Annotated in this window: 16 protein-coding genes; 3 read left to right on the forward strand and 13 right to left on the reverse strand. The window is 33.5% G+C overall.

From position 1 onward, the window contains the following. Window positions 1-2: 2 nt before the first annotated feature. From ACSVH9_RS01985 to ACSVH9_RS01995, 3 genes are all read right to left on the reverse strand, one after another. On the reverse strand, window positions 3-953 hold the full coding sequence (locus tag ACSVH9_RS01985; protein ID WP_438062241.1) for a D-2-hydroxyacid dehydrogenase: 951 nt from the start codon (window positions 951-953) through the stop codon (window positions 3-5). Window positions 954-1,143: 190 nt separating this feature from the next. After that, window positions 1,144-2,214 (reverse strand): 3-phosphoserine/phosphohydroxythreonine transaminase, encoded by a 1,071-nt coding sequence (serC, locus tag ACSVH9_RS01990; RefSeq protein WP_438062242.1) that lies wholly within the window; start codon window positions 2,212-2,214, stop codon window positions 1,144-1,146. A 90-nt stretch (window positions 2,215-2,304) separates the two neighbouring features. Continuing rightward, window positions 2,305-3,366 carry an acyl-CoA reductase gene (locus ACSVH9_RS01995; RefSeq protein WP_438062243.1) on the reverse strand — a complete coding sequence of 354 codons (1,062 nt, stop codon included), beginning with the start codon at window positions 3,364-3,366 and terminating at the stop codon, window positions 2,305-2,307. Between the two features lie 128 nt (window positions 3,367-3,494). Between ACSVH9_RS01995 and ACSVH9_RS02000 the strand changes: the two genes are divergently transcribed. After that, window positions 3,495-3,845: a 4Fe-4S dicluster domain-containing protein gene (locus ACSVH9_RS02000; protein WP_300976790.1), complete on the forward strand. Its 351-nt coding sequence runs from the start codon at window positions 3,495-3,497 to the stop codon at window positions 3,843-3,845. Window positions 3,846-4,082: 237 nt separating this feature from the next. Then, window positions 4,083-5,246, forward strand: coding sequence for a hypothetical protein (locus tag ACSVH9_RS02005; protein WP_438062244.1), 1,164 nt, complete (start codon window positions 4,083-4,085; stop codon window positions 5,244-5,246). 3 nt (window positions 5,247-5,249) lie between these two features. Here ACSVH9_RS02005 and ACSVH9_RS02010 read toward each other — a convergent pair whose 3' ends face one another. The 10 genes from ACSVH9_RS02010 to ACSVH9_RS02055 form a co-directional block, all read right to left on the reverse strand. Next, window positions 5,250-6,011, reverse strand: a complete 762-nt coding sequence (locus ACSVH9_RS02010; RefSeq protein ID WP_438062245.1) for a class I SAM-dependent DNA methyltransferase — start codon at window positions 6,009-6,011, stop codon at window positions 5,250-5,252. 232 nt (window positions 6,012-6,243) lie between these two features. Next, complete coding sequence (locus ACSVH9_RS02015) at window positions 6,244-6,501, reverse strand: DUF6952 family protein (protein WP_298297038.1); 258 nt, start codon at window positions 6,499-6,501, stop codon at window positions 6,244-6,246. A gap of 54 nt (window positions 6,502-6,555) precedes the next feature. Continuing rightward, window positions 6,556-6,864, reverse strand: coding sequence for a thioredoxin family protein (locus ACSVH9_RS02020; protein WP_159683558.1), 309 nt, complete (start codon window positions 6,862-6,864; stop codon window positions 6,556-6,558). A gap of 104 nt (window positions 6,865-6,968) precedes the next feature. Next, window positions 6,969-7,607 (reverse strand): peroxiredoxin, encoded by a 639-nt coding sequence (locus ACSVH9_RS02025; RefSeq protein ID WP_064714688.1) that lies wholly within the window; start codon window positions 7,605-7,607, stop codon window positions 6,969-6,971. A 395-nt stretch (window positions 7,608-8,002) separates the two neighbouring features. After that, on the reverse strand, window positions 8,003-9,598 hold the full coding sequence (locus ACSVH9_RS02030; protein ID WP_438062246.1) for a glycoside hydrolase family 3 protein: 1,596 nt from the start codon (window positions 9,596-9,598) through the stop codon (window positions 8,003-8,005). Between the two features lie 8 nt (window positions 9,599-9,606). Next, window positions 9,607-10,884, reverse strand: coding sequence for an MFS transporter (locus tag ACSVH9_RS02035; protein ID WP_438062247.1), 1,278 nt, complete (start codon window positions 10,882-10,884; stop codon window positions 9,607-9,609). A gap of 21 nt (window positions 10,885-10,905) precedes the next feature. Next, the gene (locus ACSVH9_RS02040; RefSeq protein ID WP_438062248.1) at window positions 10,906-12,444 is read right to left on the reverse strand and encodes a glycoside hydrolase family 10 protein; all 1,539 of its coding nucleotides are present in this window, start codon (window positions 12,442-12,444) and stop codon (window positions 10,906-10,908) included. A 238-nt stretch (window positions 12,445-12,682) separates the two neighbouring features. Further along, entirely contained in the window at window positions 12,683-13,261 is a 579-nt protein-coding gene (locus ACSVH9_RS02045) for a hypothetical protein (RefSeq protein WP_438062249.1), read from the reverse strand. 55 nt (window positions 13,262-13,316) lie between these two features. Further along, a complete protein-coding gene (locus ACSVH9_RS02050; protein WP_438062250.1) occupies window positions 13,317-13,796 on the reverse strand; it encodes a hypothetical protein in 480 nt (159 codons plus the stop codon). Window positions 13,797-14,208: 412 nt separating this feature from the next. Next, entirely contained in the window at window positions 14,209-15,417 is a 1,209-nt protein-coding gene (locus tag ACSVH9_RS02055) for an anhydro-N-acetylmuramic acid kinase (protein WP_438062251.1), read from the reverse strand. A 530-nt stretch (window positions 15,418-15,947) separates the two neighbouring features. Between ACSVH9_RS02055 and ACSVH9_RS02060 the strand changes: the two genes are divergently transcribed. Then, the gene (locus ACSVH9_RS02060) at window positions 15,948-17,879 is read left to right on the forward strand and encodes an amino acid permease (RefSeq protein WP_438062252.1); all 1,932 of its coding nucleotides are present in this window, start codon (window positions 15,948-15,950) and stop codon (window positions 17,877-17,879) included. Window positions 17,880-17,940 lie beyond the last annotated feature (61 nt).

The following is a 17,940-nucleotide window of genomic DNA, read 5'->3' on the forward strand; positions in this document are numbered from 1 at the left end:
AATTATCCTAACAATGCAATAATTTGTGAGGCTAATTCTGTTCCAATTCTGTCTTGTGCTTCTCCTGTAGCTGCACCAATATGTGGTGTCAACGAAATTTTAGAATGCATCAAAATAGCCATTTCTGGTTTTGGCTCGCTCTCAAAAACATCTAAACCTGCAAAAGCAACTTTTCCACTGTCTAAAGCTTTTACTAAAGCTACTTCGTCAATTACACCACCACGCGCACAGTTTACAATTCCTACGCCATCTTTCATAGTAGCTAATTGCTCCTCACCAATTATGTATCCGTCTTGTGCTGGTACGTGCAAAGTAATAAAGTCTGCTTCTTGAAACAACGATTCCAAAGATTGAGAAACAATAGTAGTAGTGATAGATTGCCCATCAAAAAATTCTACTTTCACATCTACTTGAGGAATAAAGCTGTCAGCAGCAATAACTTTCATACCTAATCCCAAAGCCATTTTTGCAGTAGCTTGACCAATACGTCCAATGCCTACAATTCCTAAAGTTTTTCCTCTTAGTTCAGTACCATTAGCGTAGGCTTTTTTCAAACCTTCAAAATTGGTATCGCCTTCAAGAGGCATATTTCTGTTCGAGTCGTGTAAAAAACGAACTCCTGTAAACAAATGTCCAAAAACCAATTCCGCTACCGATTCTGAGGAAGAAGCAGGAGTATTGATTACGTGAATCCCTTTGCTTTTTGCATAGTCCACATCAATATTATCCATACCAACACCGCCACGTCCAATAATTTTGATACCAGGACAAGCATCGATAATGTCTTTGCGCACTTTGGTAGCACTTCTTACCAAAATAACGCTTACGTTGTTTTCATTAATAAAATTGGCTACTTGTTCTTGCGCCACTTTTGTAGTGATTACTTCAAAACCACCTTTTTCTAAAGCTAGAATTCCACTTTTTGAAATTCCGTCATTGGCTAATACTTTCATTTTGTTTTTATTTTGTTTCTCTAATTCCTTGTTTGTAGCAAAGAATCAACTATACTATATTTTTATTTTTTTAGGAGCTAATCCCGCTATCCGTTACTATCTTTTCTATTTTTAAAGAAAAAATAGAAAAGGATATCCACTGCTATCGGGGCTAGGGGAGTGTGCTTTTAAGAAAATTTGGTTTAAGCGATTAAACCGCTGCTTCCAACGCTTTCATAACATCAACCAAAACTTGAACACTTTCTATTGGCATCGCATTGTAGATAGACGCTCTATAGCCACCTACAGAACGGTGTCCTGGAAGACCAGAAATATTAGCAGCTTTCCACATAGCGTCAAAAGTGTCTTTATGCGCTTCGTCGTTCAATAAGAAAGTTACGTTCATATTGGAACGGTCTTCTACAGCAGCTGTTCCTCTAAACAATGGATTTCTGTCGATTTCATTGTACAATAAAGCCGCTTTTTCATTATTGATTTTTTCGATGGCAGCTACACCTCCCAAGTTTTTCAACCATTGCAAAGTCAATAGCGAAGTGTATACAGGGAAAACTGGTGGAGTATTGTACATACTCTCTGCTTTGATATGTTTAGCATAATCCAACATACTTGGAATCACGCGACCGTTTTTGCCAAGAATTTCTTCTTTAACCACTACTAAAGTTGTTCCTGCTGGTCCCATGTTTTTTTGAGCACCTGCGTAAATAATATCAAATTGAGTGAAATCTAAAACACGTGAAAAAATATCCGAACTCATATCACAAACGATTGGAATATTCAATTTTGGAAATTCTTTCATTTGTGTTCCAAAAATGGTGTTGTTGCTCGTACAGTGAAAATAATCTGCATCTTCAGGTACAGTATACCCTTTTGGAATATGATTGTAGTTTTGTTCTTTTGAGGATGCAACGATTACCGTTTCACCAAAAGTTTTAGCTTCTTTAATGGCAGCACTAGCCCAAGTTCCAGAATCTAAATAGGCCGCTTTGCCTCCTTCTTTCATCAAGTTGTAAGGCGCCATAATAAACTCTAAACTAGCTCCTCCGGCCAAGAATAAAGCTTGGTAGCCTTTGCCTGTTAGACCCAATAAGTCTAAAGCAAGAGCTCTCGCTTCTTCCATTACGGCAACAAAGTCTTTACTGCGGTGGGAAATTTCTAAAATTGATAATCCTGAGTTGTTGAAATCTAAAATGGCTTGTGCCGATTTTTCAAAAACTTCTTGTGGTAAAATACATGGTCCTGCGCTGTAGTTGTGTTTTTTCATGGTTTGTAAGTATCCGAAAATTTAAAAATGCAAATTTCGACAATCATACTTGAAAACAAGCTGAATTATTCGAAATAATTATACAATTTTCTACTTTATTGTTAGTAAAAATGAAATTGTATCTACATTATCAGCATAATCCCATAATTCAGGGCTTTGGGTTTGCCCAAAGGGAATACTGTTGGAGATTAAATTATTAGAAACTATACACTGAATTTTGTCTTCTTCGTCTTGCAAACGCTTTACCACCTCATCGATGTTGTCATAAAACTCATAAAAAGTGCTCGAAATAGGAGAGCTGTAACCATTATCTTCTTTTATGGTCAAAAAGCCATTGTCAAGTAATTTGAAATTACTCATCAAAAATACCGCCTTGTTGTAGTCGTAATTATTGGCATATTTTTCATATTCAATAACTTCTTTGTATTTAAAAATGGCTTCAAAAAAAGCATCGAAAGAATAGTTTTTTGGCACAAAAAGTTTTGATACGTTGCGACATCCCAAACCAAAATAGCGGAAAATATCTTCTCCCAAAGCTTCTAGTTGTTCACGAGTTTCCTCACCAGTAAGCAATGCTACAGAGTTTCTGTTTTTTCTAATAATGGATGGTTTGTCTTTGAAATAATATTCAAAATAGCGAGCAGTGTTATTACTTCCTGTTGCGATAACAGCATCAAAGTTTTCTAGTTTTCCTTCAACAAAAGTGATTTTCTCTTTGAATTCAGGGGCAATATGAATTAGGTATTTCGCTATAAAAGGAAGTAAATGCTGGTCATTCGAAGAGGTTTTTACTAGAACATTATGTCCCGAAATCAATACCGATAAGAAATCATGAAAACCTACCAAAGGTATGTTTCCAGCAAGAATCAACGCAACGGTTTTGGGTTGTCTGTCTGTAAAATCATATGCAGAAAGCCATTGGTCTAGTTTTTCTTGTATTAATGCTTTCGACCAAGATTGAAAAGCAAAACAGACTTGTTCAGGAGTGTACCAACCATTATGCGACTGAGAAAGAGCAATTAGATTAAGACATTCGTCAAAAAATAAATCGTTGCCCAAAACATCATTTTTCGAGGGATTCTCTATAGAAGAAAATTGACTCAAGAATTTTCCTAATTCAACAAATTTACTTTTTTTTGTTTCTAATGTCATATTGCTTGTGTATGAAATCTTTTGATTGTAATTTTGCGCAAAAATAAGCTTTTTAGAAGCTAATGACAACAGTTGTTTTTATTATAAAAACAATCACTTTAAATTTTAATTAAAAAATTTAGTTAAAGATGGCAATTATTATTACAGACGAATGCATTAACTGTGGAGCTTGCGAACCAGAATGTCCAAATACTGCAATTTATGAAGGCGCAGACGATTGGCGTTATAAAGATGGAACCAAACTAAAAGGAAAAGTAATTTTACCAGATGGTACTGAAATTGATGCTGAGGCACCACAAACTCCAATTTCTGACGAAGTGTACTACATAGTACCAGGAAAATGTACAGAATGTAAAGGTTTTCATGATGAACCTCAATGTGCTGCTGTTTGTCCTGTTGATTGTTGTATTCCTGATGATAACCATGTAGAATCTGAAGAAACATTGTTGAACAGACAATCGTTTTTGCATAACGAATAGTTTCAAAATATATATAGTTTGTAAAAACCTGAGTTTTGCTCAGGTTTTTTGTTTTTTAGAATGTTAATAACTATTATTATTTTCTTACTTTTTCTTCTGTTTGGGTGCAGAATTAAAAAATAAAGTCGGCTTTATAGACATATTTTTCTTTTTTTATTTTTTTTATCAACAATTTTTTTATTTTTATCTAAAATATTAAAAGTTTCTGAATTTTAGTTAAGACATAAATCACTTCTTATGAAGAGAACACTACTTGTCTTTTTATTACTAGTTAGTTCAATTGTTCTAGCTCAAAAAATAGAAAGAACTTTGATTATTAAGGATATGGATACGCAACTTCCCTTGGAAGATGTAACTGTTTTAGTGGCTAAAACGAAACAAATTCTTATAAGCAATAAGGAAGGGGAAGTTAGTTTTATTGTAAACGGAAATTCAAATATTCAGTTGTCACATCCTTCTTATGTGGGCATGACGGTTCGTCCGGCTACTCTCAAGCAAAATGGTAATATCATTTATTTGAAAAGTAGTTTGAATAAGTTAGATGAATTGGTAGTTACTCGTCAACATCCACAAAAAATTTTAAAATCATTAGTTGCAAATTCTATTAAAAAATTTAATGTACCAGCACGTTTAAAGGTGTATTGTAGAGAGTTTTTTAAACTTAACGGTGTGTATTCCTATTACACTGACGGTTTGTTGAATTTTCAAATTGTGGGGGACCAAAAAAAATTAAACTCTACCATTCTTGTTGAGCAAAATCGTTCTTTTGGTGTTGTCGAAGAGGAAGTTAGTGCTGATTTGTTGGGATACAACTTAAATAATATAATGGAAAATTATTATACATTTAAGTATTTAGCTCCACTTTTGGACCCTAAAGCTAAGGACAGTTACTATTTTTTGGTGCGTTCTTATTCTGAAAACGATGCTTATTATGTTTTGACCGCAACTCCACTAGATAACTCCAAAGGCTTGTTAGATGAGTTTAAGATTATTTATGATAATCAGAAAAATTTAATTATCGAGGTAAGCTCTAAAATTTCAGAAATTAGTTTGGCCAGAAATTCTGGAAAAGCGGTAAAAGGCGCTAAGAATATTTATATGTCTAACGTGAAAACTACTTATAGAGTTGAAGATACTAATTATTTCCTAGTAAGTTCAAAGGAAGAAATTGGTTTTGAGAAAATGTATAAAAAGGAAACTAAGAATATAGAAGTTAGAAATTATTTAGTAACGACTAATTTTAGTAATCAAAATTATACCTATCGTGAGCCTCAGGTTTTTAAAGACAAAAGTTTGATTAATAAAGGCAATAGTATTCTAACTAATTATTGGGATTTCTCTGGTTTAGCAGCTACTGATGAAGAACAACAAATCATTGCAAAAATTGAGAGAAAAATGTAAAACTCATTGTTTTAAAACTACTTTTTTTTTCTTTTTTGCAACAATAACATAGGTATCAAAAGCATAAGTTTTTCTATCTATTACTTCAAGAATTTCAAATCCTTTCATATAAAGGAAAAGCTCAATTTCATTTAAAGTAAAAACTCTAACCGTAGAAAAATCTTCTGCTATCACTTCTTTTTCGTTATCTTGGATAGTGTAATAAGTTGCAGTCCATTCCATCAAAAAATTATCCGCCGTGGTAAGTTTCCAATTACTGTCTCTGTAATGCAGGATTCCTTCACAATTCGCTTTATGAATGATGCTTTTATTGTTTTCGCAATAAGGAACATACCTATTTGCATCAATAAAGTCAAACACAAATACGCCATCGTTATTAAGATTTTGATGAACCGAATCAAAGCAATAATAGACGTCTTCATTAGAAATTAAATAGCTAGTAGAGCGGCCTGTGATGAGGATGGAATCAACTGGATTTTCTAATGTAAACTCTCTCATGTCGCCATGAATAAACGTACTTTTAGAAGTTCTTTTTTTTGCAATTGCAATCATATCCTCACTTGCGTCAAGCCCCAAATACTTTTGATTGTTTTGAAAAAAACGAAGTGCTAAGTTTCCTGTGCCACTACCGATTTCTAGAGTTGATTGACTTCCGTATTTCTGAATAATGGTATTGTAGAAGTCATATTCTTCGTTATAATCAATGAAAGTTTGATACATAGCATCGTATACACTAGCCATTTTATCTGTAAATAATGTATTCATACTTGATAGATTAAAAAACGTAAATAATTGACTCTAAATTACTAACAAAAATAGTATTTTAAATGGTTTTAATTTTTTTTGTACAAACAATAATGGTATTTCAACAGTAAAAAATTTTTTTGAATGCAAGTTGCAATAATTATCAGCTAGGTTAATCAGTGAAGAAATATATAATAAAAAAAGCCTGCAAAAACTTTGTCTTTGCAGGCTTTTTAAGTTTTAGAAACAGAACCTATTTATCAATTGACCCCAAAACTCGTTTCATGAACGTGTTCAAAGCTTCTTTTTTATCTGTACCTGTTTTTACCATTTTATTTACTTCCAAAGCACCATACATATTCGAAATCAATTCACCTATCACATCCAACTCTTCGTCTTTCAAAGAAGGAACTTCTGTAAGTGCTTCTAAAACTTCTATAGTTTCAATGATGTAATCTTGGTCGTTTTCTTCTATAAATTGAGTCAGGTGTTTGATAACAGGTAATTTCATTGGAATAAATGTATAAAGATTGAAAATAATTGGAAGTAGGAGTAACGCGTTTTCTTAAGCGATTTCTTTTACTAAATCGGCTAAAACTTCTGCTTTATTAGTTTGTGTTTCGTTAACTAATTTTCCTCCAACAAACGTAGCAAAAGTAGGTAGGTTACTCACATTAGCTAACTTTCTAGATTCAGGTGAATTTTCAGCATCCACCAAAACAAACGTTAGGTTTTCGTTTTCAGTGGCCATTTTTTTAAATTTTGGCTTCATAATTCTGCAATTACCACACCAAGAAGCCGAATATTGAACCACTACTTTTTCGTTTTGTGCTACCAAAGCACCTAACGTATCTTCGTTTAATTCGATTAACATAATTTAAATTTTAAAATTCAATTTTTAAAATCCCAAATTCCAATTTTTGATAGTCCTAAAACGAACTACATTGGAATTTGGAATTTAAAATTTGGAGCTTGTTATTAGTTTAAGCTTAAGTATTCAGCAGTACTTTTTCTGTCAGCATTCATTGCTTCTTTACCAGCTTCCCAGTTAGCAGGACAAACTTCACCTTTTACTTGGATGTGAGTGTAAGCATCTACCATACGCAAGTATTCGTTTACGTTACGACCTAATGGCATATCGTTAACACTTTCGTGGAAAATTTTTCCAGTTTCGTCAATCAAATAAGTAGCTCTGTACGTTACGTTAGAACCTTCAAGGATTACAGAATCAGTTTCTTCGCTGTAGCTAGTAGATTCGATATCCAAAATACCTAAAATGTTAGCCAAGTTTCTGTTAGTATCAGCCAAGATTGGATACGTTACTCCCTCGATACCACCATTGTTTTTTGGTGTGTTCAACCAAGCAAAGTGTACTTCGTTAGTATCGCAAGAAGCACCAATTACAATTGTATTTCTTTTTTCAAATTCTGGTAAAGCGGCTTGAAAAGCGTGTAATTCAGTTGGACATACAAAAGTGAAATCTTTTGGATACCAGAACAACAATACTTTTTTGTTGTTGTTTACTGCTTCTTCAAAAATGTTGATTTTCAAATTGTCTCCCATTTCAGAGATAGCATCAACCGCAATACTTGGAAATTTTTTACCTACTAATGACATAATGATTATGATTTAAAATTTTGTTTATTTCTGTTCGGCAAAGGTAATTAGTAAGTATCTGAGTTGCTCAAAGTTTTAATTATAATTAACTATAATCGGATAGGAGTTGCTTATTTTGTAAAAAAATAACAGTTTTTAACGAAAACGTTGTAGATAATTTAAAATATTGATATCTAGTGGTTTGTAGGTCAATTTTGGCTAATTTTTAGGAGCAGGAAACTTTAGGCTTTTATGGAAACAAAGTCCCGCTGTCCGCTATATCTTGCTAGCCGAACCCCGTCTAGCAAGGATGCCGCTCCCATCGGGGCTAAAAAGCAGCAATGAACTTTCTTGTGAGCATTAGTCAAAAAAAAACGATAGCTTACAACTATCGTTTCTATATTTTTTACATTTAGTTATTTCAAAAGCAAAGTGACGGGTAAAGTTCCTTCGTATGCTTGGTTCAATACTATTTTTTGAGCCGCTACTTCTTGAAATTCAATAAGGTCTTGATAGGCTACGACAACAATTTTGGCCGCCATAATATTCGGAAGCACTTGCAGTGCATACGGATTTCCAAACAAATGAAAGACCACTTTTTTAGTCAACACCACTTCACTTAGCCAAGTAATAATTGCCTCTTCAATTTCAAATTTTGCCAATGGTTTGGCCTTCGGTACAAATAAAGCAATAACCAAAGTGTCATATTTGACTATTTCCTTTAGTTTTTCCTCCAGATTTTCCTCTCCCAATGCTACCGAAAAAGAATCTCCCTGAATGGTATCTTTTAATCCTTCAAAAAATGGATTCTCACAGTCTTTATAAACACTCACTTTTGCCACGCTTCCACCATTGCTAATGAAGTCAGTTATGGACGAGGTGCTGTCTTTTTTGACTAGAGTAATCGCTTTTTCTGCACATTTTTGGTTGATTATAGTTGTAGATTTCCAATCTAAATCAGTTGCTTCAATCTTACTTTCAGTAATCAATCCAGCTTGTATTTTGCATTTCCAAATACGTTCAAAACTGGCTTCAATTCTTGAAATATCAGCTCTTTTTAAAATTTCCTGAATCCCTTCGGGCACATTTTCTGCAAAACACAATACATCGTTTCCAGCATTAAAAGCTTCCCATTCCAAAATCCCTTTAGTTGGGTACAGTTTGGAAACACTATGCATATTCAAAGCATCCGAAATCACCAAACCGTCGTATCCCAATCGTTCTCTAAGCAAACCTTCAATCACTGCTTTTGAAAGTGTAGCCGAGGTATTTTCTCCGTTATTTAGAGCTGGAACCGCCAGATGCCCAATCATTATGGAGTCGACCTTGTTTTCAATTCCTTTAATAAAAGGAACTAACTCATTAGATAGTAACTCGTCTAAGTTTTCATTTAGAACAGGTAATCCTAAATGCGAATCTACATTGGTATTACCGTGACCTGGGAAGTGTTTTAAACAACCCAAAATTCCCGCAGCCGTCATTCCTTTCAAATACTCCAAAGCAAAGCTGGCAACTTTGTTTTTGTCTTCTCCAAAAGAGCGATACCCAATAACGGGATTGTTTGGGTCAGTATTAATGTCTGCCAAAGGAGACAAGTTGTAATGTATACCAGCCGATTGTAAGTCCTTTCCAATTTGTTTTCCTATTTCATAGACCAATTCTTTGTCCCCTACAGGAATAGCTCCAAGTGTAATGGCATAAGGATATTGAGGTGTTTTTTCAACACGCATCGCCAAACCCCATTCGGCATCTATACTCATCAAAAGAGGAGTTTTTGCCGCTTTTTGGTAGCGAACAATTAAGGCTTTTAAACGTTCGTAACTTTCATCATTGAATTCAATTTTTTTGTTGCCTTCATAATTGGTAGCCGCACTAGCTCGACTATGAAAAAAGGTCAAACCACCAATATTGTATTCACGAATCAATTGTTCTGTTGCCTGAATGTTTTCTTCGCTGTCGTTAATGAATACGGCAGGAAAAAAGAATTGTCCTATTTTTTGTTCGGTTGTCATTCGTTGTGTTACTGTTTTTCTGTTTCTTTTTTTCCAAAATCATAAGGAAAAATCAAAAAGCGAGATAAAATAATTCCGGGAATTGTTGCTAAAAATACCCAAATAAAGAAGTTGCCATAGCCCAAATACTCTTGAATATAACCACTTGCCATTCCGGGAAGCATCATTCCCAAAGCCATAAATCCAGTAGCGATAGAGTAGTGGGAGGTTTTGGATTCTCCTTCGGCTACATAAATTAAATACATTAAGAAAGCCGCAAAACCAAAGCCATATCCAAACTGCTCCAAAACTACAGTAATGTAAATATAAAGTATAGAGCTAGGATGAAAATGGGCTAAAAGAACAAATCCAATAATTGGCAAATGCATCGTTAAAATCATTGGGAGCATCCATTTTCCTAAACCGTCTCTCGAGATGACGATTCCGCCAATGATTCCGCCAATAACTAGAGCGGCAACTCCAAAAGTTCCGTAAATAATCCCGACATCTTCGGTGCTTAATCCCATTCCGCCTTTGGCTACATCATCAATCAAGAAAGGGGAAAGCATCTTCATCAGTTGTGATTCTCCAAGACGATATACTAATATAAATGTCAGAATCAATCCTATTTGTTTCTTTTGGAAAAAAGTAGCGAATACTTCGGTAAAACTTCCTTTATGATTGGCATTACTTTTTATGTATTCCTGTTCAATTTCTGGGTTTGGTGTCATAAAAAAGTTGTAGACCGTGATGAAAATCATAATCAAAGCCACCACAAGCATAGTATACGACCAAGCTTTGCTTTTGTCCCCGTATTTTTCTTCTAGGAATCCAGCTAAAAGTACAATTACACCATTGGCAGTAAGCATCGATAAACGGTAAAAAGTACTGCGAATCCCTAAGAAAAAAGATTGTTTGTCTTTGGTTAACGCCAATAAATAGAATCCATCAATAGCCACATCATTAGAAGCAGAAGCAAAAGCACCCACCCAAAATAAAGCCAAACTCAATACAAAAAAATGCTGCATCGGAATGGTTAATCCAACGATTAAAAAAGCAATCGAAATGACCAATTGCATCGCCAAAAACCATTTTCTTTTGGTAGCGTGCAAATCGATAAATGGGCTCCAAAGCGGTTTAATCACCCAAGGCAAGTAGAGTAAACTAGTGTACATTCCAATATCTTCATTGCTGATGCCTAAATTTTTGTACATCAAAACAGATACTGAGATGATAATGGCATACGGAAAACCTGATGCAAAATTCAAAAGTGGTATCCAATACCAAGGATTTTTTTCTGATTTCATAGAATGGTAGAAATGGTTGGGTTAGTCTTCTTTGGGTAAATCAATGATGGTTTCTTTACTTTCATTGCCATAAAAGTCAATAAAAGTAAGGGCAAAAGCTTTGTTCTTATCGACATCGCTTAGTGGAATACTAAAATTGATTATCGTTGCTTTTGGGTCAACAAAATATTTCTTCATAATTTGACTGGCTTCTTGAAGGTCGATTTTAGAGTCTCGTTTGGCACCATACACCACTACATAACGAATTTTTGTATTCAAAGGTATTTGTAAAGTAAAAGTGCAATTGGTCGAATCTATCTCAATTTTATTGACTACTGGTGTATCGATTACAATGTGTTTTGAATTCGGTACAGGTAACGGAATAGCAGGATATTTATACTGATGATTTTGTAGCAATTGTGTCACGTTTTGATGAGTATTGATAAACCATTTTGCGCTATAAAATGCATTTCCTTGCACATTAGCATAGCTTCGGGTCAAGTCAATTTGGTTGGGAATTTCGTGAATGTTGTTCCACTTTTTATCCGAATCACCTTTGATTTTGTAGGTGCTGTTTCCCATATAGAGATTAACACCATTTGTGTTTTCTGACCACCATTTTAGTAGTTTGGCATAAGAAGCCGTTTTGTGGTCAATGCTCCAATACAATTGAGGCAATAGATAGTCTATCCATTTGTTCTGCATCCAAAGAATAGGGTCGGCATACAAATCATCATAATTAGTTTGTCCAGATTGTGTGTCAGAGCCTTTAGGGTCCATTGATTTGTTTCTCCAAACACCAAAAGGGCTAATGCCAAATTGCACCCAAGGTTTATGATTCTTAATAGCAGAGTGAATGCTTTTTACAAATGTAGTTACATTGTTTCTACGCCAATCCTCAAGATTCATTCCATTGCCGTATTTTTTGAAAGAATCAGCATCGTTAAATTCTTCTCCTTTGATTTTATAAGGATAAAAGTAATCATCAAAATGGATGGCATCGATATCATATTTCATTACAACTTCTTCCACCACTTTTACTAAATGATTTTGAACTTCTGGTAAAGCTGGGTTATAATACATTTTTCCACCATAAGTAATCATCCATTGCGGATATTTGAAAATATCGTGATTAGGGCTAAGTTGCGCTTTATTCAAGTCGAAAGTGGCACGATAAGGATTAAGCCAAGCGTGGAATTCGAATCCTCTCTTGTGGGCTTCTTCAATCATCCATTCCAAAGCATCGTAATAAGGAGTAGGTGCTTTTCCTTCTTTTCCAGTCAAAAAGCGAGACCAAGGAGCTAATTCTGAAGGATAGAAGGCATCTCCTACGCTTCTAATTTGGACGATAACTGCATTGTAATTGAGTTTTTGATAGGTATCAAGAATTTGTAAATAATCCGCTTTTTGTTTAGCAACGGAGTCATTGCTTTTTTTAGGCCAGTCAATATTTACGACTGTAGCTATCCAAACACCTCTAAATTCATTTTTTGGATAATGGTCTTTTTTTTGAGCAATTCCATTAGTGATGATAGATAGTAATAAAATAAATAGAAGAAGTAATACTTTATTTTTGGTCATTATTTTTTCGTTTATAATGCATTCAAAAATAGTTTTTTTTACTTTAGAAAAAAGGATTATTATTCAATAAATTCTTTTAAAGGTTGATTGATTGGTTTATGGAAAGGCTTTCTGGAAATGATTTTTTTCTATTTCAATCTGGGAAATGAAAAAATAAAACCTCATTCAACTACTTTCTGAATGAGGTTTTATTTTTTGGGCAAAAAAGGCTAAAATTCATCTTCTTTTTATTTAGGGCTTATCTTCCAATTTTATATACAAGTTTAAAATAGTTACTGCCAATTATTGGAATTCCATTGGCGCTTTTTTTCTCTTTTGTGCTAGCGCTTCCATACATAGCACTAAGGTCTACTCTTGGTAGGACATTAAATAAATATTCTATTGCAATTGAATCTGATAAATGTATTCTGTAGGCTAGGTTGGCTCCTGCAGATATGTGAGAACTTTTTTGTTCGTAAGAAATTCCACCTCCCCAATTTCCCCATCTATTAATTAATGTAGGTTCGATAGATGGAATTATTGTTGATTTTATATTAAGATTACCAATTCTTGTATTAAGTGGAATATGATAACCAAATCCGATGGTGTTTTTGCTATACTGAATCATTGAAAAGCGCTCATATCCTACATTAATTTCGAAATTCCTTGAAACCATTGCAAATTGTAAAAGATAGTTCAAAGCACTTTCGTTATTAGTTGGGTTACTTCCTGATATTAAATTTCTTGCATCTAAAGCGCCAGAAAATGAAAGGTAGTTTTCTTTATCATTTTGCGCAAATGTTAGTGCGGTTACGAGTAATAGGATGATTGTTTTCATGATTAGGTGGTTTTTTGTTTTCTTTTTAAGTCATAGTGCGTGTTATATGAATTCCTTATTTGGAAGTGGTTTCTTTTTTGTGATTCAATTCATAAATGAAAGAACCAAGCTCTTTTGTAATATTGTCTAAATCTTTGGCTGATGCCTTGAGTAATTCAATGTATGCAAGATTTTCATCATTTGAATTATCAACATTAGTCAATAAGTTAGCTAAACCTAAAATATTGGTTAATGGTAGTCTCACTTTGTGTGAAAGGATAAACATCATTTCCTCTAATCCTTTATGAAAGTCTTTGTTAAGGTTTTTTTGAGATCTCTTCAATTCTTTGAATTGCTGAAGTAATTGCATATTTAAATCCTCCTTCTCGATTTGTAAGTCAGAAAGTGATTTTTTTAAGGTGTTAATTTCTACAACAAGTTTTCTTTTTGTTAGAACTGAATCTTCTGATTCATTGTTATAATCCATAAGTTGTCCGTAACTCTTGGCATTTGATAGATAACAATTGAAGCTATTATTTTCTTTCTTATTTTTCATTTCGTAGTATTATTAAAAATGAAACAGTGATTCGGTGAAAGAAACATACTATTTAAATTTTTGTTTTTTAAATAGTTGTAAAAAAATAGATGCCTCTATTTTTTAGTTCAAAATTCTACATTAGATCGTCTGTAAAATGGCTTGTAGTGGGCTGTTTTTCTATATTAAATTTACGAAGAAACAATCACTTTTATCTTAATTCTGGCTTAAGAGAATTAGCAAATGTTAAAATTTAACCTTTTTTGTAGTAAAAGGGTGCTAAAATTTTATTTTTCTTATTTTTTTTAAGAATTAATTGTAAGATAATTTCTTGCGTAATAATACTATTCTAAAATCAGGGTGGATTTTATTTAACATAAAATAATTAATTTAATAGTAACGCTATTGCTTTTTAACGGAGTAAAAATGCTGTTTATCTAGGAAATGAGATTTTTCCCATACTTACGGCTGGGATGCCGTTATTTTTTTTAGAACTGTTTAAGCTTCCAGAAATGGTTTCATTGGCAAGGATTGCAAATAACAATGCTTCTTTAGCATCTCCATTAATTCCAAGAGAAGTTGTTGAATCAATGGAGAATGGTAGTAGCTCTTTTAAGTATTTTAGTATTAACGGATTGTGAAAACCGCCACCTGAGACATAAACAGTTGTTGCGGTGTTTTTATCGATTTGTGTAGCTGTTACTTTTAGGATAGCTTCAGCTATTGTTTCTGCAGTAAATAGCGTTAGTGTTGCCAAAACATCTGCAACTTTTAATGATGTAGTATTAGATTGATTTAGCGCATTGTCAAGAAATGTAAGGCTAAAAAGTTCGGGACCTGTACTTTTTGGGAATTTTGCACTAAAAAAAGCATCACTTTTTAATTGCTCTAATAAGGATTGATTCACATTACCAGTTTTTGCAATGGTTGCGTCTATATCGTAATCAAGATCTGGAAAGTGTAAACGAGTGTAGGCATCTATTAGCGTATTTCCTGTGCCTGTATCGGTCACAAAAATGGAGTCAAACGAACCTGATTTAGGGAGTAATGTGAAATTTGCAATTCCACCAATATTGAGTAATATTCTATTTTCAGTAGTAGAATTAAATAAAAAGTAATCTCCATACACTGCCAAAGGTGCGCCTTCTCCACCAGCAGCTAAATGTTTTTGTCTAAAATCTGAGACTGTGATGCATTGTGTAGTTACAGCAAGATGGTCTCCATCGCCAATTTGTAAAGTTGCATTTGGAAATTTATCTTTTTGGTGGAGACTTTTAGGAGCGTGCATAACGGTTTGTCCGTGCGAAGCAATCAAGTCAACATCTGTAGTATTTAATTTCCATTGTTGTAAACAATCCAAGACGATTTTACCGTGTTTTATGCCTATCCATTCATTTAGCAAAGCTAAATGCTGAAAATCGATTGTCTTTTGAGCAAAAACTTTTCTTATTTCAGATTTGGTTTCCTCGTCATAAGGAAAAGTTGTAAAATGCACTACTTCTGCTTTAGTTGAGGTTCCTGATCCAGAAATCTTGCAATAAGCAACATCCAATCCATCAAGTGATGTCCCTGACATAAGACCAATAATATTTCGTACTGATTTTTGCGAAACGCTTATCAAAGATTGGATATTTGGATTCATAGAAGATAATTAAAGTTGAGTAATGGTTCAAAAGTAGTATAAAATTGATTCTTGAAAAATGTAGATGTGTTTTTTAAATAACTATTCCTTATCTTTTATTTTTTTGACACAAAAGAGAGGATTATTTATTGTATTTGAAGATTGTAGTCTGATTTTTAACAAGAAGAAAACTTTTAATTTTGTTGAATCACGCGTTTCACTCAATTGTTATAGTTCAATTTTTCAAAAAAAATCAAAATTGTAATCTTGATACTAAGGATATTAGTATTTTTATACCAGTGTGAATTAAATGTTAGTAAATTATAAACATAAAAACACAAATTTTTTTCTGTATGTCTATTTTATGTATATATTTGACTTTTTTAACGCAATAAAAAATAAATTGTTTTATTTATTGCTTTTTTTAAAGATAAAACAATTTTTTAAATGGGTTGTTTTAATTTTTATGATTCAATAATTTAATTTTTAGTTTTAAAAGCATTTATTTGCAAAGCATACATTAACTAACCATTACCGATAAAATTTAAAAAATGGCATTAAAAGGTTTATTTAGAAAAAAGACAGTTCAAGACATTTTAAAGCAAGTTGAGAAAAATAATTTGGACGGGCATGAAGCTTTAGGAAAGCACTTAACAGCTCGTGATCTTACCGCTTTTGGTATTGCTGCTATTGTAGGAGCAGGGATTTTTAGTACCATTGGAAAGGCAAGTGCAGATGGTGGTCCAGCGGTTATCTTTTTATTTTTGTTTACAGCAGTAGCCTGCAGTTTTGCAGCATTTGCCTATGCTGAATTCGCTTCAATGGTGCCTGTTTCAGGTAGTGCTTATACTTATTCTTATGTAGCTTTTGGTGAATTGATTGCATGGATAATTGGTTGGGCTTTGATTATGGAATATGCAGTTGGTAACATAACAGTAGCAATATCTTGGAGTGATTACTTTACGGGACTTTTAGAAAGCGGCGGGATTACGATGCCACAGTGGGTTCAAATGGATTATTTGACAGCTTCAAATGGTTTTAAAGACGCGACGGCTTTAATGCAAGGCGGAAAGTCTTTTGAAAATTTATCTGCTGCTACTCAAGCGGCATATACTGCCTGGACAACTGCTCCAACTATTGGTTCTTTCCATTTAGTAGCTGATTTACCAGCACTTTTGATTATCGTTTTGATTACTGCTTTAGTGTACCGTGGAATGAAAGAATCTCGAAATGCAAGTAATTTAATGGTTGCAATTAAGGTATGTATCGTTTTATTGGTGATAGCTGTTGGTATTTTTTATGTTGACACTGCTAATTGGTCTCCGTTTGCTCCTAATGGTATTACAGGAGTTTTGAAAGGTGTTTCTGCTGTGTTTTTTGCCTATATTGGTTTTGATGCAATTTCTACTACTGCAGAAGAGTGTAAAGATCCTCAACGCGATTTACCAAAAGGTATGATGTGGGCTATAATATTATGTACATTGTTATACATTGCAATTGCGCTAGTATTAACAGGTATGGTAAGCTATAATCAATTGAATGTTGGTGATCCATTGGCCTTTGTATTTGATAAATTAGATTTAAAATGGATGTCTGGAATTATTGCTGTTTCAGCTGTAATTGCTATGGCGAGTGTTCTATTGGTTTTTCAAATGGGACAACCTCGTATTTGGATGAGTATGAGTCGTGATGGCTTGTTGCCAAAGAAATTTTCTACCGTGCATCCTAAATTTAAAACACCTTCTTTTGCAACAATAGTTACTGGTTTTGTAGTAGCTGTGCCAGCTTTGTTTTTAAACTTGACAATGGTTACAGATTTGTGTAGTATCGGAACATTATTCGCTTTTGTTTTAGTATGTGCAGGTGTGTTGTCTTTGCAAAATAAAACAGATATTCCACGCGGGAAATTCAAAACTCCTTATGTTAATTCAAAGTTTATTATGCCAATTTTGTTGATAATAGGTCTTGTTTTTGCTTTTGGGTTCAATGAAAAAGCAACTATGGATTTTATTACTAATAAGACGCAAGTAAATTCACCTTCTTCTATTATTACTTCGTTGAATAAAGAAGAAACTAAATTGGTTTCTGATTATTTAATTGCATTAGAAGGAGAAAAAGCAGCGGAAGCTTCTTCTGATCTTGAAAACTTATTGAGCAAACATGCAGAAGATGATGTTAAATATGAAAGCGTAGTGGCTGGATTACCAGTTTCAGACGCTATTAAGTACGAAAGTGGTTTTGATTTGTTTAAACATAAAATACCCATGTGGATTTTCTTATTCTCTTTGATAGGATTGTGTGTTTGGGCATACAAGCAGAATTTGTCATTAATTCCATTATTAGGCTTAATTTGTTGTTTGTATATGATGGCTGAATTGAGTGTGTGGAATTGGATATATTTTGGAATTTGGTTGTTAATTGGTTTGGTTATTTATTTTAGTTTTAGTCGAAAAAATAGTAAGTTGAATTCAGAAGTTATTTAAATAGTAGTTTATCTAATAATTAGACCTCTTAGTTTTTTACTAAGAGGTTTTTTATTTGCAT

The sequence above is a fragment of the Flavobacterium sp. RSSB_23 genome (assembly GCF_051547145.1).
Classification (GTDB): Bacteria; Bacteroidota; Bacteroidia; order Flavobacteriales; family Flavobacteriaceae; genus Flavobacterium.